Origin of the sequence: Actinomadura sp. NBRC 104412, assembly GCF_030269515.1 — a bacterium.
In the GTDB taxonomy this organism is placed as follows: Bacteria; Actinomycetota; Actinomycetes; order Streptosporangiales; family Streptosporangiaceae; genus Spirillospora.
In genome coordinates this window covers 133,795-160,229 of the sequence record NZ_BSTM01000008.1, presented here as the reverse complement: position 1 = coordinate 160,229, position 26,435 = coordinate 133,795, and the positions used below count along the sequence as shown (strand labels likewise).

Annotated in this window: 23 protein-coding genes; 9 read left to right on the top strand and 14 right to left on the bottom strand. The window is 71.4% G+C overall.

Annotated elements, in window-relative coordinates; all coding sequences use genetic code 11:
• Nucleotides 1–31 precede the first annotated feature (31 nt).
• From imuA' to QSK21_RS12865, 3 genes are all read left to right on the top strand, one after another.
• Nucleotides 32–766, top strand: a complete 735-nt coding sequence (gene imuA', locus QSK21_RS12875; protein ID WP_502871555.1) for a DnaE2-dependent mutagenesis accessory factor ImuA' — start codon at nt 32–34, stop codon at nt 764–766.
• Nucleotides 763–2,313, top strand: coding sequence for a DNA polymerase Y family protein (locus tag QSK21_RS12870; RefSeq protein ID WP_285695849.1), 1,551 nt, complete (start codon nt 763–765; stop codon nt 2,311–2,313). The genes imuA' and QSK21_RS12870 overlap by 4 nt, the downstream gene beginning before the upstream one ends.
• Before the next feature lie 161 nt (nt 2,314–2,474).
• A complete protein-coding gene (locus tag QSK21_RS12865) occupies nt 2,475–5,684 on the top strand; it encodes an error-prone DNA polymerase (protein WP_285695848.1) in 3,210 nt (1,069 codons plus the stop codon).
• Between the two features lie 38 nt (nt 5,685–5,722).
• Here QSK21_RS12865 and QSK21_RS12860 read toward each other — a convergent pair whose 3' ends face one another.
• Both QSK21_RS12860 and QSK21_RS12855 read right to left on the bottom strand, forming a co-directional pair.
• A complete protein-coding gene (locus QSK21_RS12860) occupies nt 5,723–7,840 on the bottom strand; it encodes a protein kinase domain-containing protein (RefSeq protein WP_285695846.1) in 2,118 nt (705 codons plus the stop codon).
• A 232-nt stretch (nt 7,841–8,072) separates the two neighbouring features.
• On the bottom strand, nt 8,073–9,002 hold the full coding sequence (locus tag QSK21_RS12855) for a Ppx/GppA phosphatase family protein (protein WP_285695845.1): 930 nt from the start codon (nt 9,000–9,002) through the stop codon (nt 8,073–8,075).
• Nucleotides 9,003–9,156: 154 nt separating this feature from the next.
• Between QSK21_RS12855 and QSK21_RS12850 the strand changes: the two genes are divergently transcribed.
• Nucleotides 9,157–10,080, top strand: a complete 924-nt coding sequence (locus QSK21_RS12850) for an RDD family protein (RefSeq protein ID WP_285695844.1) — start codon at nt 9,157–9,159, stop codon at nt 10,078–10,080.
• 24 nt (nt 10,081–10,104) lie between these two features.
• Nucleotides 10,105–10,554, top strand: a complete 450-nt coding sequence (locus tag QSK21_RS12845) for a PH domain-containing protein (RefSeq protein WP_285695842.1) — start codon at nt 10,105–10,107, stop codon at nt 10,552–10,554.
• 24 nt (nt 10,555–10,578) lie between these two features.
• On the opposite strand, the gene QSK21_RS12840 is transcribed toward QSK21_RS12845, so the two are convergent.
• Together QSK21_RS12840 and QSK21_RS12835 are read right to left on the bottom strand one after the other, a co-directional pair.
• On the bottom strand, nt 10,579–11,499 hold the full coding sequence (locus QSK21_RS12840; protein WP_285695841.1) for a ribokinase: 921 nt from the start codon (nt 11,497–11,499) through the stop codon (nt 10,579–10,581).
• Nucleotides 11,500–11,614: 115 nt separating this feature from the next.
• Complete coding sequence (locus tag QSK21_RS12835; protein WP_285695840.1) at nt 11,615–11,878, bottom strand: hypothetical protein; 264 nt, start codon at nt 11,876–11,878, stop codon at nt 11,615–11,617.
• A gap of 66 nt (nt 11,879–11,944) precedes the next feature.
• On the opposite strand from QSK21_RS12835, the gene QSK21_RS12830 reads away from it, so the two are divergent.
• The gene (locus QSK21_RS12830; RefSeq protein ID WP_285695839.1) at nt 11,945–13,033 is read left to right on the top strand and encodes a DUF2293 domain-containing protein; all 1,089 of its coding nucleotides are present in this window, start codon (nt 11,945–11,947) and stop codon (nt 13,031–13,033) included.
• A gap of 70 nt (nt 13,034–13,103) precedes the next feature.
• Here QSK21_RS12830 and QSK21_RS12825 read toward each other — a convergent pair whose 3' ends face one another.
• The 3 genes from QSK21_RS12825 to QSK21_RS12815 form a co-directional block, all read right to left on the bottom strand.
• Nucleotides 13,104–14,270: a glycerophosphodiester phosphodiesterase gene (locus QSK21_RS12825; protein WP_285695838.1), complete on the bottom strand. Its 1,167-nt coding sequence runs from the start codon at nt 14,268–14,270 to the stop codon at nt 13,104–13,106.
• Between the two features lie 292 nt (nt 14,271–14,562).
• Nucleotides 14,563–14,733, bottom strand: coding sequence for a hypothetical protein (locus QSK21_RS12820; RefSeq protein WP_285695837.1), 171 nt, complete (start codon nt 14,731–14,733; stop codon nt 14,563–14,565).
• A gap of 344 nt (nt 14,734–15,077) precedes the next feature.
• Nucleotides 15,078–15,872 carry an aldo/keto reductase gene (locus QSK21_RS12815; RefSeq protein WP_285695992.1) on the bottom strand — a complete coding sequence of 265 codons (795 nt, stop codon included), beginning with the start codon at nt 15,870–15,872 and terminating at the stop codon, nt 15,078–15,080.
• 191 nt (nt 15,873–16,063) lie between these two features.
• On the opposite strand from QSK21_RS12815, the gene QSK21_RS12810 reads away from it, so the two are divergent.
• The gene (locus tag QSK21_RS12810; RefSeq protein WP_285695836.1) at nt 16,064–16,462 is read left to right on the top strand and encodes a hypothetical protein; all 399 of its coding nucleotides are present in this window, start codon (nt 16,064–16,066) and stop codon (nt 16,460–16,462) included.
• Nucleotides 16,463–17,372: 910 nt separating this feature from the next.
• Here QSK21_RS12810 and QSK21_RS12805 read toward each other — a convergent pair.
• Together QSK21_RS12805 and QSK21_RS12800 are read right to left on the bottom strand one after the other, a co-directional pair.
• Complete coding sequence (locus tag QSK21_RS12805) at nt 17,373–17,807, bottom strand: SgcJ/EcaC family oxidoreductase (RefSeq protein WP_285695835.1); 435 nt, start codon at nt 17,805–17,807, stop codon at nt 17,373–17,375.
• Nucleotides 17,808–18,075: 268 nt separating this feature from the next.
• Nucleotides 18,076–18,519 (bottom strand): nitroreductase/quinone reductase family protein, encoded by a 444-nt coding sequence (locus tag QSK21_RS12800; RefSeq protein ID WP_285695834.1) that lies wholly within the window; start codon nt 18,517–18,519, stop codon nt 18,076–18,078.
• Nucleotides 18,520–18,642: 123 nt separating this feature from the next.
• Between QSK21_RS12800 and QSK21_RS12795 the strand changes: the two genes are divergently transcribed.
• Nucleotides 18,643–19,347: a TetR/AcrR family transcriptional regulator gene (locus QSK21_RS12795; RefSeq protein WP_285695833.1), complete on the top strand. Its 705-nt coding sequence runs from the start codon at nt 18,643–18,645 to the stop codon at nt 19,345–19,347.
• Nucleotides 19,348–19,415: 68 nt separating this feature from the next.
• Here the strand turns inward: QSK21_RS12795 and QSK21_RS12790 are convergent, their stop codons facing one another.
• Entirely contained in the window at nt 19,416–20,189 is a 774-nt protein-coding gene (locus QSK21_RS12790; protein ID WP_285695832.1) for a transposase family protein, read from the bottom strand.
• A gap of 570 nt (nt 20,190–20,759) precedes the next feature.
• On the opposite strand from QSK21_RS12790, the gene QSK21_RS12785 reads away from it, so the two are divergent.
• Nucleotides 20,760–21,131: a VOC family protein gene (locus QSK21_RS12785; protein WP_285695831.1), complete on the top strand. Its 372-nt coding sequence runs from the start codon at nt 20,760–20,762 to the stop codon at nt 21,129–21,131.
• Between the two features lie 383 nt (nt 21,132–21,514).
• On the opposite strand, the gene QSK21_RS12780 is transcribed toward QSK21_RS12785, so the two are convergent.
• From QSK21_RS12780 to QSK21_RS12765, 4 genes are all read right to left on the bottom strand, one after another.
• On the bottom strand, nt 21,515–21,901 hold the full coding sequence (locus tag QSK21_RS12780) for a VOC family protein (protein WP_285695830.1): 387 nt from the start codon (nt 21,899–21,901) through the stop codon (nt 21,515–21,517).
• Complete coding sequence (locus tag QSK21_RS12775) at nt 21,898–22,185, bottom strand: ArsR/SmtB family transcription factor (RefSeq protein ID WP_285695829.1); 288 nt, start codon at nt 22,183–22,185, stop codon at nt 21,898–21,900. The genes QSK21_RS12780 and QSK21_RS12775 overlap by 4 nt, the downstream gene beginning before the upstream one ends.
• 336 nt (nt 22,186–22,521) lie before the next feature.
• Entirely contained in the window at nt 22,522–23,193 is a 672-nt protein-coding gene (locus tag QSK21_RS12770; RefSeq protein WP_285695828.1) for a dienelactone hydrolase family protein, read from the bottom strand.
• A gap of 67 nt (nt 23,194–23,260) precedes the next feature.
• On the bottom strand, nt 23,261–26,413 hold the full coding sequence (locus tag QSK21_RS12765) for a family 78 glycoside hydrolase catalytic domain (RefSeq protein WP_285695827.1): 3,153 nt from the start codon (nt 26,411–26,413) through the stop codon (nt 23,261–23,263).
• Nucleotides 26,414–26,435 lie beyond the last annotated feature (22 nt).

Here is a 26,435-nt window from a genome sequence, read left to right as displayed (position 1 = left end):
TGATGTGGCCGCGCAGGTGGGGAGGTGATGCGTGGCGGACGCGGCACGGGATCCGCTCCGGCTCGAGGCCCCGGCTCAGAGGGACCTTGTGACCGTGCTTCCTCCCTTGCGTTCGGTGATACCAGGCGGAGGTCTGCGGCCGGGTTCGGTCCTGGGGTTGGACGGTCCCGGTGCGGGGTCGTTGGGTGCCGCCCTTGTGGCCGGGGTGGCCGGGGCCGAGGACGGCGGTTGGTGCGGCGTGGTGGGTCTGCCCGAGTTCGGTGTCGTCGCGGCTGTGGGGATGGGGGCGGATCCCGAGCGGCTGTTGCTGGTGGACGAACCGGGCGGGCGGTGGCCCGACGTGGTGGCCGCTCTGGTCGAGGCCGTTGACCTTGTGCTGCTCCGCCTGCCGGAGCGTCCGCCGGCCACGGCCGTGCGGCGGCTCTCCGCGCTGGCCCGTAAGCACGGTTGCGTTCTGACGCTCACGGGAGCGTACGCGCGGGACTGGCCGGGCACCCGGTTGCGGTTGCGTATGGACGACGCCGCCTGGGAAGGGCTCGGGGACGGTCATGGTGTCCTGCGGGGCCGTCGCGTCCGGGTGACCGCGGAGGGGCGGGACGCTCCGGGACGGGGGCGCCAGGCGTTCGTCTGGCTGCCCGGCCCGGACGGGAAGGTGGCCCCTGCCGACATGGTGTCCAGGCGTCCGGTTCTGGAGGTGCTGCCGGGAAGCGGCTCTCTCCGTGCCGTGCGGGGCGGCTCCGCCGGCGGAGGGGAAGGGGCGGCGTGAGCCGGGTTCTGGTGGTGTGGTGCCCCGACTGGCCGGTCACCGCGGTCGGGGTGGACGCGGCGACGCCGGGGGCGGTGGTGGTCGACGGGCAGGTGGCGGCGTGTACGGCGGCGGCGCGGGCGCAGGGCGTGCGGCGGGGGCAGCGGATACGGGACGCGCAGCGCCGGTGTCCGGACCTCGTCGTCAAGGAGCGGGACACCGACGAGGAGGGGCGCCTCTTCGAGGCCGTGGCGAACGCCGTTGCCGAGCTGACGCCCAAGGTGGAGGTGGTGCGTCCAGGGCTGTGCGCGGTGCCGGCACGTGGGCCTGCTCGCTTCTACGGGGGTGAAGAGGCTCTGCGCGTGCTCGTGCAGGACGCGGTGGTGGAGGCGGGCTTCGACTGCGGGACGGGCATAGCGGACGGGCTTTTCGTGGCCGAGTTGGCGGCAAGGCGTGGTGGGGGCGTTGTGGTGGAGCCGGGCGGGGCGGCGGCGTTCCTGGCCCCTTACCCGCTGTCGGTGCTGGACAGGCCGGAGCTGGCGGACCTGCTCAGGCGGCTGGGCATCAGGACGCTGGGCGACTTCGCGGCGCTGCCGTCCGGGCATGTGGCGGGGCGGTTCGGACCCGACGGGGCCTTGGCGCACCGGTTGGCGCGCGGGGAGGAGCCACGGCCGGTGGCGCCCGCGCCGGCGACCGCGGATCTGTCCGTGCGGAGTGAGTTCGATCCTCCGGCGGAGCAGGCCGAGCAGGTGGTGTTCGCGGGCAAGCGGCTCGCGGCGGACCTGCACGAGGGGCTTGCCGCGGGCGGTATGACGTGTGTCCGGCTCGCGGTGGAGATCGGGTTCGCGGACGGGCATGTGCTGCGGCGGCTGTGGCGCCATGACGGGAGGCTGTCGGCGACGGCGGTGGCGGAGCGCGTCCGGTGGCAACTGTCGGCGTGGCAGGGTGAGCGTCCCACGGCGGGCACCGATGAGGACGGGCCGCAGCAGGACACCGCGGTCTGGGGCGGTGTCGTGTGGCTGGGGATGGCGCCGGACCAGCTCGTCCCCGATCACGGCAGGCAGGAGTCGCTGTGGGGGCGGGCGGCGGTGACCGAGCGGATCGCCCGCGCCGCCGACCGGATCCAGGGCCTGCTGGGGCATCGGGCGATCACGCGTCCCGTGCTGACGGGCGGGCGCGGGCCGGGCGAGCGGGTGACCAAGGTGCCGTTCGGTGACCTGCCGCCCGCCGACCGCCCCGACGGGCCGTGGCCGGGACGGGTGCCGGTGCCCGCGCCCGCGGTCGTCCCGCGCAGGCCGTGGCCCGCCGAGGTCGTGGACGCGGAGGGCGCCCCGGTGACGGTGTCGGCGCGTTGCGCGGTGTCCGCGCCGCCCGCGCGTCTGGAGGTGGACGGAAGGCCGCCCGCCGCCATCACCGCCTGGACCGGTCCCTGGCCGGTCATCGAACGCTGGTGGGATCCGCGGCAGGCGCGCCGCCGCGCCCGGTTCCAGGTGGTGACCGACGAGGGGGCCGCGTTCCTGCTCGCCGTCGAGGGACGCCGCTGGCACGTGGAGGCCGCCTATGACTGAGCGAGGCGGGAGGGCCGATGGGCTGGCATAACCCGTCCGTGCCGTGGCGGGAGTTCGAGAAGCGGCTGTCCTGGGGGACGTCCCGTGGCGGCGATCGCCCACCAGGTGGCGACCCACCTCACGTACCGGAATGCAAGAAGGATGGACGCCGGGACACGGAGGTGGCTTGGGCGGAGCTGCACTGCCACTCCTCGTTCAGTTTCCTGGACGGGGCCAGCGACCCGCGCGGACTGGTGGAGGAGGCGGCCCGGCTCGGGGTGGAGACGATGGCCATCACCGACCACGACGGGATGTACGGGGCGGTGCAGTTCGCCCAGGCCGCCGGTGACGCCGGTATCCGGACCGTGTTCGGGGCGGAGCTGAGCCTGGGTCTTCCCGGGCCGCAGACGGGCGAGCCCGATCCGGCGGGCCAGCACCTGCTCGTGCTGGCGAGGGGGCCGCAGGGGTACGCGCGGTTGTGCTCGTCCATCACGGCGGCGCAACTGGCTGGGGGTGAGAAGGGGCGTCCCGTGTACGACCTGGATGCGCTGGCGGATGCGCACGACGGCCATTGGGCGGTACTGACGGGCTGCCGCAAAGGCCCGGTTCCGGCCGCGCTGGAGGCGGGTGGCCTGGACGCGGCGGAACGGGAGTTGCGCCGGATGGTGGAGCTGTTCGGCCGTGACAACGTGTTCGTGGAGCTGATCGACCATGACCAGCCCGATGACGATCCCCGTAACGACGCGCTGTTCGCGTTGGCCGCGCGCACGGGGTTGGGCGTGGTGGCGTCCAACAACGTGCATTTCGCGGCGCCGGGACCGGACGCGCGGCTGGCGCAGGCGCTGGCGGCGGTGCGGTCGCGGCGCAGCCTGGACGAGATGGTGGGGTGGCTTCCGGCGGGCGGCACCGCCCATATCCGTGACGGCGCGGAGATGGCGGCGCGGCTGGCGCGGTTCCCCGGCGTGCGGGAGCGGACGGTGGCGCTGGCGCGCGAGTGCGCGTTCGACTTCCAGGTGATGGCGCCGCGGCTGCCCGACTGGCCCGTCCCGGAGGGGCACACCGAGGCGACCTGGCTGCGCCACCTGGTCGCTGAGGGCGCGCGGCTTCGCTACGGGCCGCCGGGCCAGGAGAAGACGCCCGGCGCCTACGCGCAGATCGCCCGGGAACTGGACGTGATCGAGAGCCTGGGCTTCCCCGGTTACTTCCTGATCGTGCACGACATCGTGGAGTTCTGCAGGAGGGAGAACATCCTGTGCCAGGGGCGCGGGTCGGCGGCCAATTCGGCGGTCTGCTACGCGCTGGGCATCACCGGGGTGGACGCGGTGCGGCACGGCCTGCTGTTCGAGCGGTTCCTGTCGCCGGGGCGGGACGGGCCGCCGGACATCGACCTGGACATCGAGCACCGGCGCCGTGAGGAGGCCATCCAGTACGTCTACGAGAAGTACGGGCGGGAGTGCACGGCCCAGGTTGCCAACGTCATCTCCTACCGGCCGCGGATGGCGGTACGGGACGCGGCGCGCGCGCTCGGCTTCTCTCCCGGCCAGCAGGACGCGTGGTCGCGTGACGTGGACGCGCGCGCCGTGAGCGCCCATGGCCACGCCTCGCCGCAAATGGCCGACGCGGAGTCGGGCATCCCCGGCTCCGTGCTGGACCTCGCCAACCGGATGCTGGCTCTGCCACGGCATCTGGGGATCCACTCCGGGGGGATGGTGATAGCGGACCGGCCGGTCGGGGAGATCTGCCCCATCGAGTGGGCGCGGATGCCGGGGCGCAGCGTCCTGCAATGGGACAAGGACGACTGCGCCGCCGCGGGCCTGGTGAAGTTCGACCTTCTGGGGCTGGGCATGCTGGCGGCGCTGCACGACTGCTTCGACCTTGTGGAGGAGCACCACGGCGTCCGGTACGACCTCCAGTCGATCCCGCCGGACGACGCGAAGGTGTACGAGATGCTGTGCGACGCCGACACCGTGGGGGTATTCCAGGTGGAGTCGCGTGCGCAGATGGCCACGCTGCCCCGGTTGAGGCCGCGCGAGTTCTACGACCTGGTGGTGGAGGTGGCGCTCATACGGCCAGGCCCCATCCAGGGCGGGTCCGTCCACCCGTACCTGCGGCGCCGCAAGGGTGAGGAGGCCGCCACCTGCCCGCACCCGCTGATGGAGAGCGCGCTCGCCAGAACGCTGGGCGTCCCGCTGTTCCAGGAGCAGATGATGCAGCTCGCCGTGGACTGCGCGGGCTTCTCCCCGGCCGAGTCCGACGAGCTGAGGCAGGCGATGGGCGCCAAGCGCGCGCCGGAACGGGTCGAACGGCTCAGGCAGCGTCTCCTGGACGGCATGGCCGAACGCGGGATCCCCGCCGACATCGCCGAGGACGTGTACGAGAAGATCCTGGGTTTCACGGGATTCGGCTTCCCCGAGTCGCACGCGCAGAGCTTTGCCCATCTGGTCTATGCCAGCGCGTACCTCAAACGGCACTATCCGGCCGCGTTCACGGCGGCGCTCGTGCGCAACCAGCCCATGGGGTTCTACTCACCCCAGAGCCTCCTGGCCGACGCACGCCACCATGGGGTGGTGGTACGGGGCGTGGACATCAACGCGAGTGACGTCCACCCCACCCTGGAGGAGAAGCTCCCCGTCGAGTCCGACCACCCGCACGCACCGCTCAAGCCACAGCCCGCGATACGGCTGGGCTTGAACGGCATCCGCAACCTGGGCGAGGAGACCGCCAAGGCGATCGCGGCGGGCCGCCCGTACACGAGCATGGAAGACCTCGCACGGCGCGTGCGGATCTCGTCGGCGGCCTTGGAGGCCCTTGCCACCGCCGGCGCGTTCGGCTCCATCCCCGTGAGGCACGGCGCCGCCACCCGTACCGGCGAGGTGCTGACCCGCAGAGAGGCGCTGTGGGCCGCGGGCGCCCTGGCAGGGACGGGGCCGGGGCAGCTCGAAGGCATCACACCGGGCGCCACCGCACCCGCGTTGCCCGCCATGTCCCCGATGGAGGAGACCTTGGCCGACCTGTGGGCGACGGGCGTCTCCCACACCCACCCGATGGCCCACGTACGGGAAGCGCTCGACGAACTGGGAGCGGTCCCGTCCCGTGGGCTGCCCGGGGTTCCGGGCGACACCAACCTCGTCGTCGCGGGGCTCGTCACCCACCGCCAGCGTCCACCGACCGCCGGCGGCATCGTGTTCATGACCTTGGAGGACGAGACCGGCATCGTCAACGTGATCTGCCCGCCCCAGGTCTTCCAGCGCCACCGGGCCCTGGCCGTGGACTCGCAGGCCCTGCTGGTCAACGGACGGCTGGAACGGGCCGACGGCGTGACCAACATCCGTGCCACCCGCCTGCGCCGCCTCCCCGTCCCGGGCCGGGTCCGTTCCCGCGACTTCCGCTGAGCCCGGCCCGCCTGCGCGTGGCGTACCGCCGACGGGCATCAGGACCAGGTGGGGTGGCCGATCGTTCCGTTGGTGGGGCCGAACGGGCGGTCGCCCGTGCCGTCGACGCGGATCGTACGGACGGACGGCGTTTCGACGGGGCCGCTCACGTAGCAGATCCACTTGCCGTCCCTGGACCAGGCCGGGTCCATCTCGTGGCCGCCGCCCGAGGTGACCCGCCTGGCGCCCGAGCCGTCGGCGTTCATCACCCAGATGTCCCCGTTGGGACGATCACCACGGGTGTAGGCGATCTTCGTCCCGTCGGGTGACCACTCAGGGTCGTTGGCGGTGACCTCGTCGCGGGTGAGCTTCGTCCAGGGGGCCTCGGGGTTCCTCGGGTCGAGGGTGTAAAGCTGCTGGGCCCCGTCCCGCCTGCTCCAGAACACGATCTTGCCGGTGACCGACCACATGGGGTCGTCCTTGAGCGCCGGGTCGTCGGTGAGGCGCCGCGGCTCGCGCTGCCCGATCGTGATCGCGAAGAGCTGGAGGGCGCGGCCGTCCCTGCCCGTGAACGCGAGCTGCGTCCCGTCCGGTGACCAGGTGACCCTGCTGCCGGGCGCGAGCCGGTCGGTGACCATGCGGGCGCCGCTGCCGTCGGCGTTCATCACCCACGCCTCGCCATGGTCGGCGAACCTCCGGGTGAAGGCCACCTTGTTGCGGTCGGCGGGGGACCGTTCCGGCAGCATGTCGCACGTGTCGCCCCGCAGGATCGGGACGGGGGCCGCCTGCCCGGGGGTGTAGGTGCCGATGTCGGCATGGCACTTCTGGGGCCAGCCCGCCGCGGTGTCGATCCGCACGAACATCGGCTCTTTCGGGGGACCGCCCGGCGTGGCCGGCGGCTGGGCCTGTGCCGGGTCGCCGGAATCATCACCGAGCTGCGCCACCAGATAGGTGCCCCCGGCCAGCAGCGCGGCCGTCGCCAGCGCGGCTCCCGCTACGAGGAACCCCTTGCGGCGTGTCGCGCGGCGCTGCCCGTCCTGTACGCCGCCTGGCGCGAACCCGGGTGAGGGACTCGGCACAGGGCTGGGGGGAGGCATGGGCGGTGGCGGCACGGGCGAAGAAGGCCCGTACGAGGGTCCCGTGGCGGTCTCCCCCACGGGCTCGGTGCTCCACTCCGCGTACCCCGGCCGGCCGTGCTGCGGCTGCGGCGGGGACTGCGGGTGCGCGTTGCCCTGCGCCACTTCGGGGTTGGGACGGGTCTCGGCGGGCGAGGGGGTGTTCACCCGGGTGGGCTCGGACGTCCAGGACTCGCCCAGAGTGGTGGTCACCGCGGCCTCGTTGGCGCCGCCGACCAGGCTGAGCAGAAGGTCGCGCGAGGTGGGACGGGACTCGGGGTCCTTGCGCAGCGCGGCCCGGACCAGACCGGCCAGGGGCTCGGGAAGGTCGCCCAGCTCGGGCTCGGCGTGCAGGGCACGGCCGACCATGACCTGAAGGGATCCCTGGCCGAAGGGGTTGCGGCCGTTGGCGGCGTACGCGACCAGGCAGCCCCAGGCGAAGACGTCGATGGCCGGGGTGACCTGCTGGGTGAGGATCTGCTCGGGCGCGATGTAGCCGGGGGTCCCGACGACCGCGCCGGTCGCAGTGTGGGACGTGGCCATGTCGAGGGCGCGCGCGATGCCGAAGTCGATGACGCGGGGTCCCGAGATGGACAGCAGCACGTTGCTCGGCTTGAGGTCGCGGTGGACGAGCCCGGCGGAGTGGATCGCCACCAGCGCCGCGGCGACGCCGACCGCGACACCGTGCAGGAGACCGGGCGACAGCGTCCCGTTCTCACGGATGTGCTGGAGCAGGGACGGGCCCTCGATGTACTCGGTCACCATGTAGGCGAGCCCGAGGTCCTGGCCGTGGTCGAGCACCTGCGCGGTGCAGAACGAGGCGACGCGCTCGGCGTTGCGGCACTCGTCGTTGAAGCGCGCCAGGAACGCCCGGTCACCGGCCAGCTCGGGCCGTACCACCTTCACCGCGACGGGACGCTCGTCCTGGCCGCGGCCGAGGTAGACCGCGCCCATCCCGCCCTCGCCGATCTTGGCCTCGATCCGGTACGGGCCCACCCGGGTCGGGTCGTCGGCGCTCAGCTCGCCCAGCACCGCGCCCACCCGGCCAGGTCGGCTCTCCATCGACGTTCACCTCTCGCCGCCCGGGTCCGCGACGGGACGGCCGCCGCCACCGGTCGGCTCGCCGGACCCACCCCTGACCTCACGATGACAGAGGTCGGCCCCGGATGGGAGCCGCCGACCCGTGTCCGATCAGGCCGGTTAAGGTCATATTTCGTCCGAACCCGGCGCGCGCCGGCGGCGTCCCGCGCTCGTGCCGCCGCCACGGGCATCGATACCGGCATCGGTACGGACATCAGTTGGCGAGCATGTCGAGCCGGCGGAGGATGACGCCCTCGCGCAGCGCCCAAGGGCAGACCTCGAGCCGCGACACGCCGAACAGGTCCATGGCGGCGTCCGCGACGATCGCCCCGGCGGGCAGTTGCGGGACGCGGCGCTCGGAGACGCCGGGCAGCCTGGCACGTTCCTCGGGGGCGAGCCCGCCCAGCTTCTCGGCCCATTCGGTGACGTCCTCGTGCCGGAGCTGGCGCCGCACGTACGGGCCTTCGGACGACGGCGCGGCCCCCGCGATCCGGGCGAGCTGCCGCAGCGTCTTGGACGTGGCCACCGCCTGGTCGGGCGGCCCGTACCTGGCGACCTCGCCGACATGGCGCGCGATCTCCGCGCGGACGTGCCGGCGCAGCTTGCGCACCTCGTCGGCGGGCACCGGATCGGCGGTGAACCAGTCCCTGGTGAGCCGGACGGCGCCCAGGGGCAGCGAGATCGCCACGTCCGGCTCCTCGTCGATCCCGGACGCAATCTCCAGTGAGCCGCCGCCGATGTCGATCACCAGCAGCCGGCCCGAGGACCAGCCGAACCAGCGCCGCACCGCCAGGAAGGTCAGCCGCGCCTCGTCCTCGCCCGCCAGCACCTTGATGTCGACCTGCGCGGTCTCCCTGATCCTGTCGAGGATCTCCTCGCCGTTCGCGGCGTCCCGGACGGCGGAGGTGGCGAAGGCGACCAGGTCCTCCACGCCCTTGTCCTCGGCGACCTGGAGCGCCTCCTGGACGAAGGCGCGCAGCTTGGTCTCGCCCTGCTTCGACAGCCGGTCGCCGTCCTCCAGGTGGGCGGCCAGCCGCAGCTCCGCCTTGTGAGAGAACGCGGGGAGGGGGCGCGCGCCACGGTGCGCGTCCACCACCAGCAGATGCACCGTGTTCGAGCCCACGTCCAGCACACCGAGTCGCATGGGACGACGCTACCGAACGGCTCCGGCGGGACTTTCCGCGGATCGCGATTTATCGGGCAAGATCCACCCCCCGCGGCCGGTCCGCCATGCAGAATGATCGGTGCCTGACCGCCGGAGAGTCCACCGGAAACAGCTCCCCCTCCCGGAGACGTCGATGAGTGCCGATCCGATCGATTCCGCGCCCGGTGCCGCAATGGTCCGGCGCGCCGCGGCCTGGGCGATCGACTTCGCCCTGGCGCTGACCGTGGCCGTGATCCTGGGCGGCTGGACCTGGACGCGGATCAGCACGCTGGTGAAGGACGTTCCCGGGCTGGCACGGCAGGGCGCCTGGGAGGTGATCAGCTCGGGTGGCGACATCAAGGCGGCCTCCGCCGACTTCGGGTCGTCGCTGTGGGACTCGGCGTCCGGCTATGTGATGCAGGCGTTCGCCGCCCTCGTCCTGATCGTGTTCGTGTACCACTTCGTCGGGCTCGCCTGGAAGGGACGGACGCTCGGCAAGCTGGTCCTCGACCTGCGTGTGGAGGCGCCCGGCCGCGCGCGGCTGGGAAAGCGGCAAGCCTGCGCGAGGGCGATGTCCACGACGGTGTGCGACGTCGGGCTGTTCGCGGTGGCGTGCTGTGTGCTCCTCCAGGGCGCGTTCCTGCTGTCGGTGGTGTGCTGGCTGCTCGCCGTGACCGTGTTCTGGGTGAACGTGCTGCCCGCCGTGTTCCCTCGCCGCCTCACCGTGTCGGATCGTGTCCTCGGCACTCGCGTGGCACGCGCGCACCTGATCCGCGCCGTGGCGGGACAGGCCGTCCAGGGCGGGCGGGCCGCGTGGCAAGGGGTGCAGCGGATGGCCGAGCAGGACCGTGTCCAGAACCTGGGGCGCGGGGCGGTGGCGAAGGGGTGGGGCGCCTTGGAGAGGGGCAAGCAGGCGTATGCGGATCGCCGGTCCGGCCATGCGCCGCCGCCCGCTCCGCCTGCGCTGCCTCCTCCCGCGCCGCCCTATCAGGCGCCTCCCGTCCCGTATCAGCCTCCTGAGGTCCCCTCTCAGCAGCAGCGGCCGGGCGAGCGGATCCCCCGTCCCGAGGAGCAATAGCCCCGTCCGGCTACCGTGAACCCTGTGGACGAGGGGAACGGCGACGAGGGGAACGGCGCCGAGCGTCGCTGGCGGGTGCCGCTCGCTCAGCCGGTCGTCAAGGCGGTCACCGCCGTCGCCTTCGCGGTGGTCGCGGCGTCGTCGCTGGACGACCCGCCGTTCCTGCTGCTCGCGTTGGTGGCCGCGGGCGGGCTCGCCGCGCTGGCCCTCCGCGACGCCATCGCCCCCGTACGGGTCGCGGCCGACGACGACGCCGTGACCGTCGTCTCCGGCTACGCCGGACGCCGCCGCGTCCCGTGGCCCTCGGTACGGGAGATCCGGGTGGACGAGCGGCGTCGGCTGCTGCACCGGACCCGGCTGCTGGAGATCGAGACCGACGACGACCTGTACCTGTTCAGCGCGTTCGACCTCGGCGCCGACGTGCGGGACGCCGCCGGTGAGCTGGAGCGGCTCCGCGCCCGCGCCGACCGCTGACCGCAGACCGCTGACCGTCGCTCGTCAGCCGGGCAGGGGGTCGCGCTCGTACGGGTAGGAGCTCTGGGCGCCCGGTGCCCGCACGGCCGCGGCGCCCACGCGGACGGCGTGGCGGGCGGCGTCGGCCAGCGCGTCGCCCCTGGCCAGGCGGAGGCAGAGCGCGGCGGTGAACGCGTCACCGGCGCCGGTGGTGTCCACCGCCTCGACGCGGGGAGCGGGGACGGACGCCGTCCCGGACGCGTCGGCGGCCAGGGCACCGTCCCCGCCCAGCGTGATCACGACGGAGCGGGGGCCGCGGGCCAGGAGCCGCTCGGCGAGGCCCGCGGGCCCGTCCCCCCGGCCCTGCCGTCCCAGCAGGAAGGCGGCCTCGTGTTCGTTCACGACCAGCGGGTCGCACAGCGCGAGCAGGTCGTCCGGGAGCGGCGCCGGCGGCGACAGGTTGAGCACCACCCGCGCCCCGGCGTCCGCCGCCGTGCGGGCGGCGGCGTGAACGGTCTCAAGCGGGATCTCGAGCTGGAACGAGACCACCGAGGCCCCTTCGAGCAGCGGCCGCGCGGGCGGGACGTCGGAGGGGAGCAGCCGCCGGTTCGCTCCCGGCGAGACGATGATGCTGTTGTCGCCGTCCGGGTCCACGGTGATGAGGGCGACGCCGCTGGGACCGGGCGTGCGGAGGAGATGACCGAGATCGACCCCGGCGTCGGCGAGGGCCGAGCGGAGCAGTGCCCCGTTGCCGTCGTCCCCGATCCGGGCGAGGATCGCGACCCGCCCGCCGAGCCGTGCGGCGGCCACGGCCTGGTTGGCGCCCTTGCCGCCCGGGTAGACGGCCAGGTCGGAGCCCAGCACGGTCTCGCCGGGGCCGGGGCGGCGCTCCACCCCGATCACCAGATCCGCGTTGACGGAGCCGACGACCACGACCTCATGGCGCGCGTCCCCCGCTGCGGGCACCGGCCCCTCCCCTCTCACGAACCGTCAATGATCGCACAAGCGAAGCACACGCCTACACGACCGTTCGCGCATCCCGCAACCCCTCGCGGCGTCCCGCGGCGGGGTCAGCACGGGGTCAGCACGGGGTGAGGGTCGCGAGATCGACGACCTCGGCGAGCTCGGTCACCGTCGTGTAGTAGCCGCGGCCGACCACCCCACCACCGTCCGTCACCAGGAACGCGGCGTCCACGTCCGGAGGGATCCCCAGGAAGTCCGCCCAGACGCGGTGCGTGCCCGACAGGCGGACCGCCACGACCCTCAGCCGTCCCGGACCGGCCCAGCAGGTGTCCCCGTCCGTCTCCCGGCTGGGGTCCCCGTTGTCCCCTCCGACCGTCCCCACAAGATCATAATTACTCAGAGTGATCGGTCGAAAACGTGTCGGTGGCGGGCGCTACCGTGGTCGGCTGTGAGCGAGGTGCACGAGACCCGGCTGGCCCGCCGGGTCGCCCAGGCCGCGGCCACGCAGGTGCGGCGGTCGCGTTCGGTGTCGGCGATCGAGGTGTTCCAGCGGCTCGGCTGGCTGCCGCCCCTCCGGGTGACCGAGTGGCGCCAGGGACGGCTCGACCCGCTCGAAGCCGCCCTGACCGTCCGTTCCGACAAGATCGACACCGCGTTGCGGGCGCTGCGCGACTGGGCCGCGGAGCGGGGCCTGGAACCGGTGGAGGCCGCCTATGTCGCCGCCACCCGTGACCGCCGTCCGCTGCGGTTCGCCGCGCGCACCGGTACGCCCGCCGACCGTGCCGACGAGATCGAGCGCGCCTACCGCACCCACTGGCTCTCCCCCGGCCTGTCGCCCGCCCGGCGCGAGAGCATCGCCGCCCGCCAAAGCAAGGCGCCCGATCTCATGGCGATCCAGCCCTCGCGCACCGGCTGGACCTGCGCGTCCTGCCACCGCGACGGCGGCGAGTTCATGGTCGTGGAGGACGCCGAACCGCTCTGCCTGACCTGCGCCGACATGGACCACCTGGTGTTCCTGCCCGCCGGGAACGCCGCGCTCAGCCGGCGCGCCAAGAAGGAGAGCGGGCTGTCGGCGATCGTCGTCCAGCCCAACCGCAGGCGCAAACGGTACGAGCGGCGCGGCGTGCTGGTCGAGGAGGAGGCACTGGCACGGGCGGAGGAACAGTGCCTGGCCGACGAGGACGCGCGGGCCCGGCGCCGTGAACGCGACCGGCGGCGCCGGGCGCGGCAGGACGAGGAGTTCCAGGCCCGGATGGCCGAGGGGATCCGCCGCCTGTTCCCCGGCTGCCCGCCCGAGCGCGCGCAAGCGATCGCGTCGCACGCGAGCCTGCGCGGCAGCGGGCGGGTCGGGCGCTCGGCCGCGGGACGCGAGCTGGACGAGGACGCGCTGCACCTCGCCGTCGCCGCGTCCGTCAGGCACCAGGACACCGACTACGACGCGCTGCTGATGGCGGGCGTCTCCCGGCGGGACGCCCGCGACCGGATCCGCGCCACCGTCGAGGCCGTGCTGGACTCCTGGCGGCGCGAGCCCGGCTGAGCGCCGCCACGGCCCGACCGGCCGTGACGGCGCCCCTCGGCGAAAGCGGCCCGAAAGCGGTCGAAGGCGGCTACTTCTTGGCGGCGAGGGAGCGCGCCAGGACGGCGGTGTCGGGGTTGTCGGAGAACACCGCGTCGATGCCCGTCCTGTAGAAGAGCTCATACTCCCTCAGCGCCTGCCCGTAGTCGCTGGGCACGGTGCCGTTGCGCAGGTCGACCGGCAGGAACTGGTTCTCGTTGCGGAACGTGTACGGCGCGAGCTTGAGCCCGGCGCCGTGCGCGTCCCGTACCAGCGTGGTCGGGGTGCCGATCGTGCCGTCCGGCTTGTTCGGGATGATCAGGCTCTTCTCCGGCCCGATCCAGTCGGCGTAGGTGCTGATCTCCTTCAGGCCCCGCGGAGTGACCATGTCGGCGTAGGTCGGCCCGTGGCCGTTGTCGATCGTGTCGAACGGGGCGCCGGTGGCGGAGATGAGCTGGGCGACCTGGACGCGCAGCGCCTTGTCCAGCATGCGGGCGCTGGTGGGCTCGAAGGACTGGAGGATCACGCGGCCGTCGGGCCGGTCCAGCCCGTTGCGCTTGATGATCTCGATGACCCGGGGTTCCAGCGGCAGTCCCGCGCTCTTGCGGAAATAGGTCGGGTGCTTGGTCTCCGGGATGATCGCGATGGTGCGGCGATGCTCCCGGCTCAGGCGCTTGGCCAGATCGATGACCTCCTGCAGCGTCGGCACCTGGAAGAGCCCGTTGTAAAGGGTGTTGCGCTGGCGGACGGCCGGGATCCGCTCGACCGCGCGCAGCGTCCTGAGCTCGGCGAGCGTGAAGTCCTCGGTGAACCAGCCGGTGACGCGCACACCGTCGATGGTCTTGGTGGTGCGGCGGTTCGCGTACTCGGGATGGTTCGCCACGTCGGTCGTCCCGCCGATCTCGTTCTCGTGCCTGGCGACCAGTTGCCCGTCCTTGGTCGGGACGAGGTCGGGCTCGATGACGTCGGCGCCCATCCGCACGGCCAGCTCGTAGGCGGCCAGGGTGTGCTCGGGACGGTATCCGGAGGCTCCGCGGTGGCCGACGACCAGCGGCCGTGCCCTGCCGCGCTCCTTCGCCGTGAACGCCGCGGTCGCCCCCGGGGACGCCGCGTCGGCCGGGCCCGCCACCGTCAGCAGCGGCAGCAGGACGGCGCCCGCCCCCAGCAGAGCCGCTCCGCGCCATGTCCGTCGTGTCGTCCTCGTGCTCCGACCGGCCATGTCGGCTCCTTTCCAGCGGGGTCTCTCGGACGACCCTCGCCCGGGAGATCACCGCGCGCCCGCAACGTACCGAGCGGTGGACGGCGGAACCAGGACATGCGCGATGACGGCACGGCCAACCTTGATCGTCCCCACGGTGAACGCGGCCGTCCGAGGTCGGGCCTTGAGGGGATCCGCCCGACCGTCGCACGGCCACGGCGTTCAGGAGCGTGGACAGACGAGCAGCGGCCCCAGCGCCGGCAACTGGTACTGGCCGCCCTCCGACCCCTCGAGGAGAACAGGATGCGCGCGTTCAGCCAGGCGACCAGAGGGGGCCACGATGACGGCCGACCCGTTCCACGCCGCCGGCGGTGGCCACGCCGCCCAGCACGGCGATGGTGATGTGCGGGCAGGGCCATGCCGTTGCCGACCGTCCCGACGTCCGGGCGGACGCGAACTGGGCGACGGTCACGATCGGGCCCACCAACAGGTCGATCCCGCCGCGGACGACGAGCGTCAGGTCCGCTGCGCGCGACCCCCGCCAGGTCCGTGGACACCACCACGACCGCGGTGCCCTCCTCCGCGGACCCCAGGATCAGGCCATGAATCTCCTCTGGGCGCCGACGTCCATACCCTGCGTCGGCTCCTCCAGCACCAGCCGCGGGGCCGTTCGACCAGTTGCCGCGCCAGGACCGCCTTCTGCTGTTTGTCGCCGGACAGCGCACCCAGGACGGTGGACGGGCCGGAGGCCAAGAGGGGTTTCACGATGCCGGAGTCCCCGGCCGACGGGCCGGGGACTCCGGAACGTGACCGGGGATAACGCCCCGATCAGAAGATCAGATCGAAGGTCTCGGGATCCTCGCCGACACGGGCACCCCTGTCCATCGTGCGGATGGCCGCCATGTCGTCGTCGGCCAGCTCGAACCCGAACACGTCGCAGTTCTCGGCGATCCGGGACGGCGTCACCGACTTCGGGATCACGATGTTCCCGAGCTGTATATGCCACCGCAACGCTATCTGCGCCGGTGTCCGGTCGTACTTCTCGGCCAGGGACGTCAGCACCGGGTCGCGCAGCAGCTTCCCGCCGTGCCCCAGCGGGCTGTACGCCTCGGTGCGCACGTCGTGCTCGCTGTTCACGGCGCGCATGTCGGCCTGCTGGAAGTACGGGTGCAGCTCGATCTGGTTGACCGCCGGCACCACGTCCCCCTCATCGATGACCCGGCGCAGCGTCCCGGCGGTGAAGTTGGACACGCCGATGGACCGCACCCGCCCGCCCTCCAGCAGCTTCTCGAACGCGCGCCAGGTGTCCATGTAGGTGTCCCGGGACGGCATCGGCCAATGGATCAGGTACAGGTCCAGGTAGTCCAGTCCGAGGAGGCGCATGCTGGTGTCGAAGGCGCGCAACGTCGAGTCGTACCCCTGGTCGCCGTTCCGCAGCTTCGTGGTGACGAACAGTTCCTCGCGCGGTATCCCGGACGCCCGCAGGGCACGCCCGGTGCCCTCCTCGTTCTCGTACGCCGAGGCGGTGTCGATGCTCCGGTAACCGATGTCCAGCGCCGTCCGCACCACGTTCTCGGTGTCCTCCTCTGGCACCAGCCACACGCCCAATCCGAGCTGCGGCATGGTGATCCCGTTGTTGAGCTTGACGCCAGGAACGGCCACGGTCCCTCCTGTGGGAACACATCCAAGATCATTTCAAGCCCGCCTCCCCGCGTTCCGAGACGGGGTCGCCCGCCCCATACCCAGCCGTCGCCCAAGCACGCGCCGCGCCATCCGCTTCCGCCGCGCGTGACCGACCCCGTACGCTGCCGCGCATGACAGCCTCAGACGACATCGCGGAACTGGAGCGGGCGGCACAGCGGCTACTGGACGGACGCGTGGCGGCGATCCGCGAGCTGGCCGTGGCCAAGCAGGCACGCGACCGGCTCAGAGCCGAACTGGACGAGGCGGAACGCCGATACGGCACCCTGTACGCCGAGGCGGAGCGTGCCGGATGGCAGGAGTCCGAACTGAGGGAACTGGACTTCCCCGACCCAGAACGACGCCCCCGGGGACGCCCCCGCCAGTCGTCCCCCCGCCGCAAGAAGTCAACCGGCGGCACCCCACCACGCAACGCCCCAGCGGCGCAGCCAGAACCCCCCGCCGACCAAGCACCACCCCCCAACGGACAACCCCACGACCCCCAACCCTGGACCCCGCACCACCCCAACTAGCCACTCCCCCAAGCCGCCCAGCCAGCGTGCTTTCGAGGTGGCCCCGTTCCCGAGCCAAGTAATACGGCCGTCCGGCTGCTGGGCAGGCGCGGCCAGGAGGTCGACTTCCCCGAAGCGCAGACCCGTTACTGCCAGATGCACCTCAACGCCGAATACCGCTCCCAGGCCGCGCCCCTGGGCGCGCGGCTTCGCCGAGGCATTCCTCGGGGTACGGCACGGTCGTGACCCCGTCGGCGTCCTGCGGCACGAGGTCCGCAACCAGCATCCCAAGCTCATCAACGGGCCAACGCCCGATGAGGGAGAGCGGGATATCGGGGATCGCCCAGCCCAGACGGTACGAACGGCGTCTTGGTCGGGTGGTCCCAGGCCAGCACAATCGGCCCGCCGGGTAGCTGCTGGTGGGCGGCCGTGCAGCAGGCGCTCGTACCCGACCAGGGGTGAGGTCCACCTAGCCGGTGCCGATCACGGCGCAGCCGAGACCGCCGCATGGGGCCGGCAGCGAACACCCCGGCGACCGGCCTCGGCCGCCGCCGCGCATTTGCAACTGCGGCCAACGCCACGGCCAGAACACCGGGTCGGCGACCTGCTGAAAGCCGACGCATCCCTCCGCGCAAGGAGTGCCGCCCGGCTCGCTTCTAGCCCTATGCGGCCTCCTCGTCGGCCGCGGTGAGAAACAGAAGGATCTCGACGAACGCCCGACGCCGGTGGACAGCACCCGCCGAGCCGCAACGCGCTCAGCTTGCTCATGGGCCAGGCGCCGCCGTCCCCCGGCTCTCCTGCGGTCACGGTGAGGCGAGGTTGGCGCGAACGGACTCGAAGCCGCACTCCCATGCCAGGCGGGCAGGCTCCCGTGGTGCGAGGGACGCCGGTCGTTGAAGAACGCGTGCCCGGCCCGGGAGATCCGGAGCGTTCAGGAAGCGGGAGCGGGCTCGACCGGCGTGTTCTGACCGGCCACGATCTTCCAGCCGCTCCCGCGTCGGGCGATCACGTAGAGGGCCGCTCCCTCGGTGTCCTGGATGGGCGAGCCTGCGCTGTCGGTGGGTGCCTGCCTCACGTTCACCGCGATCACGTCGGGCGCTACCTCCAGCAGCTTGACCACGTCGTAGCGAGCGTAGGAGTCCCGCAGAAAGCCCTTCATCGCGGGAGCGCCGGACTCGGCGATCGCCTGGCGGTCGTCCAGGCGCACGCCCCTGGCGTTGGACCAGGACGTCTCTTCCGCGTACTGCTCGCTGAGAGCAATGGGGTCCTTCGCGTTGAACGCCTTCTCCAGTGCCTTGACCACTCCGGTGACCGCTGCCTGCGTCTCCGGCGGGATCTCCCCCACCACGAGAACGTCGTTCGCCATAGCCCTGCCTCCCGGTTGCCGAAGTCCCCTCGAACCGGCGATGAACGCCAAAAACGATTCAACAACCTGAAGTCATCTTGAGGTCAAGCAAGATCTCGCCCGAACACCGCCTGCCGCCGTGTCGGTGCACGCGGCACCATGCGCCGGGACGGCTTCCGCGATGCGCGTGGAACCAGGTACTCCGTCACGGCGCGGCACTCTCGATGACGCGGACTGAGAGACCCCGTGAGTGGACGGATGGCAGAGCCCCCTGGGCGACCAGGGTCTCTCAGTTGATACGGAAGACGGGAATGCCGGGGGCGGCGTCACGCAGTTGCTCGTCGGTCGGGTTCTTGGGCAGGTCTTCAAAGAAACGACCGACCTCCCAGCCCCAGCGCTCGAGGTAGGCGCGCAGCATCGGCAGCTTGTCGGCGTCCGGAAGTTCGGTGACCGTGATCGGCTCGACCTTCCGGCCCAGGCGCAGCTCGCCCTCGCCCGAGACGCGGATGTTGCGGACCCAGTGAGTGTGGCCGCGCGGGGACACCAGGTAGCGCGTCCCATCCAGGGTGAGCAGGTTGATCGGGTTGGTGCGCCACTTCCCGCTGGTGCGCCCTCGCACGGCGAGGATGCGCGTGCCCATGAGGCTGATCCCGTGCCGGGTCAGGAAGGCGACGGCCTTGTTGAAGTACACCTCGAAACCGGTGGCCTGGACGTGGCGATTGGCGTTGGTCATGAGCCCTTCTCCAAGTGTGAGCACTGCTCTCTGTTGAGATCAGTGTGCACCATCCCCGCCCCATTTTGCAAGAGCAGTGCTCTCTCTTTTGTTCGGCGCTCTTGTTTCTGGCAGACTGACCGCATGAACGCCGGCCGTACCGCCAGGGAACGAGCCCGTGCCGAGCTGACACGGGTGATCAAGGAGGAGGCCCGTCGCCAGCTACGGGCCTCGGGCCCCAACGGCCTGTCGCTGCGCGCGGTGGCGCGCGAGCTCGGCATGGTCTCTTCGGCGCTGTACCGCTACTTCCCCAGCAGGGACGATCTGCTCACAGCCCTGATCATCGACGCCTACAACGCCTTGGCCGACCGGCTCGAGGCCGCGTCGGCGTCCGCCGAGACCACCGAGTTCCGGGACTTCCGCCAGCGCTGGCGCGCCTGCTGCGTCGCCATCCGGGAGTGGGCACGCGAGCACCCGCACGAGTACGCGCTCATCTACGGCTCACCCGTCCCCGGTTACCGGGCCCCCGAGGACACCATCGCCCCGGCGGCCCGTATACCCATCGCCCTCGCCGCCCCCCTGCGCGACGCCTTGAAGGCCGGCGTCCTGACCCTGCCCCAGGACGATCTCTCACCCGAACTCACCGGGCAGGCGGCCAAGGCCGCCTCGCTGGTCGCACCTGAGCTTCCACCGCCCGCGATGGTCCGGTTCGGCGTCGCCTGGACCCAGGTCTTCGGCCTGATCACCTTCGAGCTGTTCGGCCATTTCGCCAACAGCTTCGACCCCGCCGAGCCGATCTTCACCCACGCCACCGACCTGATCGCCGACTTCCTCGGCCTCCCCGCCTGACCCGGAAGACGGATCTCCGCACCCCGCCCCACCGACCACGGCCGGGGACCCAGATCAGTGACCCTTTTTCATCCTCGGGTGACCTCGTAGTTCTGTAGGACGGCGATGGCCTTGACGAGGTGACCGGCCTTGCAGGGGCTGCAGCGGAGCTTGCGGAGCAGCTTCCACGACTTCAGCTGGGCGTTTGCGCGTTCGCCGGGTCCGCGGAGCTTGGCGTGCGAGCGGTTGGCCTGCTTGTGGGACGCGGGCTTGTTCCGTCCCTTGTACGGGGTGATGACGACTGAAGCCTCGGCGCCTTGATAGCCCTTATCGGCCGGTGTGATGATCCCGGTCTCCTCCAACTGACGCGGAATCCCCCACATGCGGGCGGTGGTCAGGTCGTGCGTGCGGCCGGGCAGCGCCCCCGAGGTCCACAGGATCGTCCCGTCAGGGCCGGCGATGACCTGCACGTTCATTCCATGGCAGCGGTGCTTGGCCGTGTAGTACGGCCGGTCGGCCCGCACCCGGTCGGTGGCGATGAGCGTCCCGTCCAGCACCAGCAGGTGCAGCCCGTCCTTGGTGGCCTTCCGCAACGCCGCCGTCGGCTTCGGCGACCTCGCCGACAGCAGCGCCACCGCCTCCTGGACGTACCGCCAGGCCGTACTCGTCGACACCTGGAACCCGGCCGCGAGCTCGGCGAACGTCTCGCCCTTGCGCAGGTGGACCAGCACCGGCAGGGCCTGCTGCCCGGCCTTGAGCAGCCGCCAGGCCGACCCGATCGCCTTGCGGCGCCGACGGATCAGTCTGGCCAGGTAGTTCAGCGTTGCACGCGACAAATCGACGGCGGCGCGATAGAACAGCATGCAGAGCCCCTGGTTCGGACGCGGTGGTTGTGGTGATCAACCCGTCTACCAGGGGTTTCTTCACCTCACCCGCCGAACGCCCGCATCGCGATCATGCTGTGATCAGCGTCCGCCCGGACGGATGAAAAAGGGTCAGTGAATCCTGATGGTCGCGTCGGTCAGGGTGAAAATGCTCGGGGCGATGGTGGCGGCCACGTGGGGCTGCAAGCCGCTCTCTTCCAGATCGAGTCGGTCTTTCACATTGTGTTGACCGCTTCGATCAGTTGTCGGCCCCTCGTGAGCGGTGCGGCACTGTCTCGCAGGCCACTATCACGTGCGGATTGAACGGCTTGGCAGTCGTCGTCCGGGCACAGTTGCGAGGCCGGTTTGCACCGGAGCCACGCCGCGTTATGGCGGGGCTGCCGAGGTTGGGGCGGGTGTTAGGCGGGCTGGATGTTGGCCGTTCTGGTTGGCTGTGAGGCGTTCGAGACTTGTGGGGTTGGGGTGCTGGTGGCAGGACGTGGCTCGTTTACGGGGTGGATGGAGCCCTGGTTGAGAGGGTGCGGGCGGGCGGCGGGGTAGTGTCGGCGTATGGCATGCCGTATCACGGAGCTGGTGTTGGATTGCCGCGAGCCGGAGAAACTTGCGGGTTTTTGGTGTGAGGTCTTGGGTTATGTCGTGCTGGAAAAGGAGGGGGACGATATCGCGATCGGACCTCAAGAGGGGTTCGGTGGTCTTCAGCCCATCCTTGTGCTCAGCCGGACCGACGAGCCCAAGAACGGCAAGTTGCCCCTGCACATCGATGTCAACGCCACCGACCGCGACCAGGATGCCGAGCTTGAACGCCTTCTCGCTGCGGGGGCGCGGCACGCCGACATCGGCCAGACCGGCGAGGAGCCCTGGTATGTGCTCGCCGACCCGGAGGGGAATGAGTTCTGCCTGCTTCGGTCACGTGTCTCTTGAGGGCGTCGATGCCAGTGGTGCGGATACGGGCCGGAGTTCGTGCGGCTGGAAGCGCTTGGTGAAAGCCCTGGCACAGCGTTCAGGAGTTCGTCCGGACGCATGCGCTGGAACGTAGACGCCCTGGTGCGCCCGGTCGGCGCGTTGGGGTTGAAGAGGATCGACGGGCGATGTTCTGGGAATGCCGTGGAGTGCCAGTAGAAATCGCTGTGGCCGACATGGGTGAAAGACGCAGCCTCGGCCAGGGGCGGAAGGTGAACGTCCGAGTCGATGCCGTCTCGCTCAAGTCGTACGGCCGGCTCCTTTGCCAGGTGCTCATCGCGTGCGCTCCCTTGACCGCCCCTTGTCCTCGGCCGGACGGTGTTCGTCCGGCCGAGGCGCGGGTTTCAGGCGTGGCTGGCGATCATGATGAGGTTGCCGCAGGTGTCGTCGAGTACCGCGGTGGTCAGCGGGCCCATCTGGGTGGGCTCCTGGGTGAAGCGCACGCCGAGTCCGCGTAGGCGCTCGTATTCCTTGTGGACGTCGTCGACGGCGAAAGAGGTGAAGGGGATGCCGTCGCCGGCCAGGGCCTCCTTGAAGGGCTTGGCGGCGGGATGCCCGTCGGGTTCGAGGACCAGCTCGACGCCGTCGGGCTCTTCGGGGGACACCACCGTCAGCCAGCGGGACTCGCCCGCCGGCAGGTCGTTCTTCTTCTGGAAGCCGAGCGTCTCGGTGTAGAAGCGGAGCGCCTTCTCCTGGTCGTCGACGAGGACGCTGGTCACGTTGATCCTCATGTGCTTCTCCGTCCGTTGGGGGTGAGCCACCGCGTGACGATCGGTTCGAGCGGGCCGACGTTGATGTGATGGAACTTGTACCGGCCCTCCCGCCGGGTCTCGATCAGTCCCGCGTCCTCCAGCACCGCGAGATGCTGCGAGATCGCCTGCCGGGACGAACCGAGCCCGTGTTTGTTGATGAGCCGGGTGCAGATCTCGAACAGCGTCTGCCCGTCCCGTTCGGTCAGCTCGTCAAGGATCGCCCTGCGGGTGGGGTCCGCCAGTGCTTTGAAGACGTCACCCACTCACCGAACGTTAGGCAAGCAACGACTTGCCTGTCAATCCATGCGCCACGGATGGTCGAACCGTTCGGGAGGGACGCCCCATTCGCCAAGCAGGGTCGTCAGCTCGCCTCACCGGCGGACGTCGCCTGCCGGACCGGGACGGCGCTCAGGTCGTAGTCGTCTCCGTCCAGGTAGTCCCAGTGCCCCATGCGGAAGACGCGGACCTTTTCCCGGCTTTTGGTCGGCTGGATGAGAACGCTCGACGAAGGGCCGGGGGACGGTACCTCGGCCAGCAGGCGCCCGTCGAGCCGTAAGGCGCTCAGCTTGTGGGCCAGGCGGTGCCGTCCCCCGGCGCGGTCACCCCGCGAGGTTGGCGCGGAGGAATTCCAAGGTGCGGTCCCACGCCAGGCGGGCGGACTCCTCGTGGTACGAGGGACGCTGGTCGTTGAAGAAGGCGTGCCCGGCCGGGTAGATGTGGAAGGTCGGGGTGATCCCGGAGTCGCGCTCGATGGCGGCCTTGAGGTCGGGCAGCGAATCCACGGGGATGGATTGGTCCTTCTCCCCGTAGTGCCCCATGATCTGCGCCTTGAGGTTGCCGAAGTCGGGGCTCTCCCCGGCGCCGCCGTAGAACGGGACGGCCGCGGCGATCTTCTCTCCGGCGCGTGCGGCCAGGGTCAGGACGAACGCGCCGCCCATGCAGAACCCGACGGCCCCCACGCGGTCGCCGGTGACCTCGTCCATCGCGAGCAGGTGGTCGACCGCGCTGGACAGCAGGTCGACGGCCTCCCCTACGGGCAGTTCACGCGCCAGCCTGGCGGCGTCGCTGGTCTCGTGCACGACCCGGCCGCCGTACAGGTCGGGGGCGAGCGCCACGAACCCCTCGGCGGCGAAGCGGTCGGTGACATCGGCGATATGGTCGTCGAGCCCCCACCATTCCTGGATCACGATCAGCCCGGGGCCGCGCCCGGAGGGAGGCATGGCCAGGTAGCCGTGTCCGTTGTCGAAGCTCATGTTCTGTCGGGAAGCCATGTACCGATCTTGGCCCCCGCCGGGACGCGCTTCAAGGGCGGCCCGGCGGGGGCGCACGCCGAAGGCCCTAGCGGACCGACGACGTGAAGACCCACCTCCCGGGCCCGACGTTCCGGACGTCGCCTCCCGGAACGTGGACCTCGGCCGTGCTGCCCGGTGGAACGGTCACGGTCAGCTCGACCCGGTCGCCCTTCCTCGTCCAGGCGGAGCGGGCCTCGCCGTACGGGGTGACGCGGGTGCCGGAGGCGTGGGTGAGGTCGCCGACCACCGACGGCTTGATCAGGAGCCTGCGGAACCCGACCGAGTCCGGCGCCTGGTCGATGCCGGCGAGCCTGGAGGTGAACCAGGAGTCGATCGAGCCGAGCATGAAGTGGTTCTGGGACTGGCCGTTGCCGCCGTCCCACGACTCGCCGAGCGCGGTGTTGCCGTGGACGACCTGGTAGCCGTAGCTGGGGCTGTCGGTCTGCGTGGCGATCTTGTAGATGACGTCGTCGCGGCCCGCGGCCGACAGCACCCGGAACGCCGAGGGCAGCGAGATCTCGCCGAGCAGCAGGTGCCAGCCCGCCGACTCGATCGAGGAGATCAGGTGGTCGAGCAGCCGCGAACGCTGGTCGGCGGGAACGGCGCCCATGTCCAGGGCGATCGCCTCGGCGCCCATGCCGCCTCCCCCGAACGTGCCGGTCGCGGGGTCGTACAGCCGGTCGGACAGGGCTTTGGCCGACAGGTCGGCCTTGGCCTTGAACGCTGCGGCGTCGTCCGCGCGCCCCAGCGTGGCGGCGATCTTGGCGAGGGTGTCGTTGACCCGCCACCAGCCGTAGGTCCCGGAGACCAGCTTGGGGAACGTCCGGTCGGGGGTGAACCAGTCGCCCAGGGAGTAGTCGGTGAGCCCGCCGGTGACCCGCTTCTCCAGGTGCGCGGCGTACCGCTTCATCGCCTCGTAGTGGGTGCTCATGGTCTCGGTGTCGCCGTACGCGCGGTAGAGCTGCCATGGGACGACGATGAACGCGCCGCCCCAGTTGGAGTCGTCGCGGTAGGACCCGGACAGCACCGTGTAGTCGGGCACCGTGGACGGGATCAGCCCGGTCTCGGTCTGCGCGTCCGCCATGTCCTGGACGACCTTGCGCAACTGGGCGTGCACGTCGTAGTTGGCGGCGAGGGTGTCGCCGACCAGGTGGTCCTGCTCCAGCCAGCCCAGCTTCTCCCGGCTGGGGCAGTCGGTGAAGATGCTCATCATGTTGCCCTCGATGGCGCGCCGGACCAGCCCGTGGATGCCGTTGATCAGCGCGTTGGACGAGGTGAACGTCCCGGCGGAGGCGTTGTCGGCGTGCAGGACCTGCCCGCGCACCTTGAGTGACGCGCCCTTGGGCAGCCCGCGCACCTCCAGGTAGCGGAAGCCGTGGTAGGAGAACCGCGGGTGCCAGGTCTCGGCGCCGGGCCCGCCCCGGGTGGTGTACTCGTCCCAGATGGGCGCGCCGACGTTGCTGATGGACTGGTAGGGGCGGCCGTCGCGCAGGCTCTCGGCCATGACGATCCGCACGGTGGTCCCGGCGGGCGCGTCGATGGTGATCTCGGGACGTCCGGCGATGTTGCGGCCGATGTCGTACACCCGGTACCCGTCGCCGGAGCCGATCTCCTTCCCGGCCAGGCTCTCGATGACCCGGACCGGCTCGGCGGAGCGCCCGCTGAGCACGGTGGACGGGCCGGGCGGCGCGACGGGCACGGCGGCGTCCCAGCCCGCGCGGGACGCGCCGGGCCGGTCCCAGCCGGGACGTTCGCGGCGGGCGTCGTGGTCCTCGCCGCCGTACCAGTGGGAGAAGGTGACCGGGCCGAGCACGGTGCGCCAGGAGCCGTCGCTGGCGACGCGCCGCACACTGCCGTCGGCCAGCGTGACCTCGAGCTGCGCGATCAGTTTGGGGTCGCTGATCGTCCCGGCGAACTTGCGGTAGCGGTCGGGTGTGGAGATGACGTTGGCGGCGCCGTTGCCGAGTTCCATGCCGAGGGTGTTGCCGCCGGGACGGAGCAGGCCGGTGACGTCGTAGGTGGCGTAGGTGGTGCGCTTGGCGAAGCCGGTGTTGCCGGGTTCGAGTTCGGCGTCGCCGACGCGGATGCCGTTGAGGCGCGCCTCGTACACGCCGAGGCCGCTGACGTACAGGCGGGCGGAGCGGACGCCGCGCGGCAGCGAGAAGTCCTTGGCGAAGACGGGCAGCGCCTCGGGGACGGGCGAGTCGGGCGGTTCCTGCCCGGTGATCCGCGCCTTCGTCTCGTAGGGGCCGTCGACGGAGTCACCGGTGCTCACCGTGAAGTCGACGGGCGCGTAGGGGACCTTGCCGCTGTCCTCGGCGGGCTGGTCGGTGCGCGGGTAGAGCAGCACCTGGTCGAAGGTCTTGGCCTCCTTGAGATCGACCGTCAGGACGATCGGCTGGTCGGAGACGTCCGCGCCGGTGTGCGCGGAGCTGGACCATCCGGCGAACTCCTGGTTGGTGGTCTGTGTCCCGTCGGTGAGGTAGCGCGGCAGCCATTTGCGGTTGACCTCGCCGCCGGTGTCGGACGAGGTGACGGTGCGGCCCGCGGCCAGGTTGGTGCCGGGGTCGGCGGAGTCGCGGACCTCCAGCTCGGCGAGCTGCAGCCGCCATGTGCGGTCGGGCAGGTTCTCGACGAGGGGCAGGCCCAGTTCGGTCACGTCCAGACGCACGTACCTCGCCGTGGTCCTGGGCAGCCTCACCACGATCGGGGTGGGCTTCTTCTGCGACACCTGCCAGTCCTCGTGGCCGATCCAGCGGCCGGTCCAGTCGGAGGCGGAGGTCAGTCCGGTCTCGAACCACGCGGGGGACGACCAGTTCGACTCCTTGCCGCCCGTCCACACCTTGACACGCCAGTACACGCGGGCGCGGCTGCCGAGCCGGCGGCCCGCGTAGTCGACGCGCTGCGCGGCCGATCCGACGCGTCCGGTGTCCCACAGGTCGGCGTGGCCGGAACGCAGCCGGCTCTCGCTGGTGGCGGCCTGGATCCGGTACGCGGTCTGGGCCGTTCCCCGGCCGCCGGTGGTGAGGCGCCAGGTGAGGGCCGGGGTGGTGTCGTCGATGCCCAGCGCCTTGGAGAGGTCGGCGGCGCGGAGGCCGGTGGCGCCGGTCCTGGGGTCGGCGTACGCCGACGGGACGGTGATCGCGGTCAGGGGGAGTGCGGCGGTGAGAGCTGCGGCCGCGAGGCCGCGCCAGGTCATGCGCAAGGGGGACTCCAAAAGG

Excerpts from the sequence above, each read along its gene's own strand:
- QSK21_RS12860 (WP_285695846.1), bottom strand. The coding sequence starts at position 7,840 with ATGGAGAGCCGACCTGGCCGGGTGGGCGCGGTGCTGGGCGAGCTGAGC.
- QSK21_RS12855 (WP_285695845.1), bottom strand. The coding sequence starts at position 9,002 with ATGCGACTCGGTGTGCTGGACGTGGGCTCGAACACGGTGCATCTGCTG.
- QSK21_RS12850 (WP_285695844.1), top strand. The coding sequence starts at position 9,157 with ATGAGTGCCGATCCGATCGATTCCGCGCCCGGTGCCGCAATGGTCCGG.
- QSK21_RS12825 (WP_285695838.1), bottom strand. The coding sequence starts at position 14,270 with ATGGCCGGTCGGAGCACGAGGACGACACGACGGACATGGCGCGGAGCG.
- QSK21_RS12815 (WP_285695992.1), bottom strand. The coding sequence starts at position 15,872 with ATGCCGCAGCTCGGATTGGGCGTGTGGCTGGTGCCAGAGGAGGACACC.
- QSK21_RS12810 (WP_285695836.1), top strand. The coding sequence starts at position 16,064 with ATGACAGCCTCAGACGACATCGCGGAACTGGAGCGGGCGGCACAGCGG.
- QSK21_RS12805 (WP_285695835.1), bottom strand. The coding sequence starts at position 17,807 with ATGGCGAACGACGTTCTCGTGGTGGGGGAGATCCCGCCGGAGACGCAG.
- QSK21_RS12800 (WP_285695834.1), bottom strand. The coding sequence starts at position 18,519 with ATGACCAACGCCAATCGCCACGTCCAGGCCACCGGTTTCGAGGTGTAC.
- QSK21_RS12795 (WP_285695833.1), top strand. The coding sequence starts at position 18,643 with ATGAACGCCGGCCGTACCGCCAGGGAACGAGCCCGTGCCGAGCTGACA.
- QSK21_RS12790 (WP_285695832.1), bottom strand. The coding sequence starts at position 20,189 with ATGCTGTTCTATCGCGCCGCCGTCGATTTGTCGCGTGCAACGCTGAAC.
- QSK21_RS12785 (WP_285695831.1), top strand. The coding sequence starts at position 20,760 with ATGGCATGCCGTATCACGGAGCTGGTGTTGGATTGCCGCGAGCCGGAG.
- QSK21_RS12780 (WP_285695830.1), bottom strand. The coding sequence starts at position 21,901 with ATGAGGATCAACGTGACCAGCGTCCTCGTCGACGACCAGGAGAAGGCG.
- QSK21_RS12770 (WP_285695828.1), bottom strand. The coding sequence starts at position 23,193 with ATGGCTTCCCGACAGAACATGAGCTTCGACAACGGACACGGCTACCTG.
- QSK21_RS12765 (WP_285695827.1), bottom strand. The coding sequence starts at position 26,413 with ATGACCTGGCGCGGCCTCGCGGCCGCAGCTCTCACCGCCGCACTCCCC.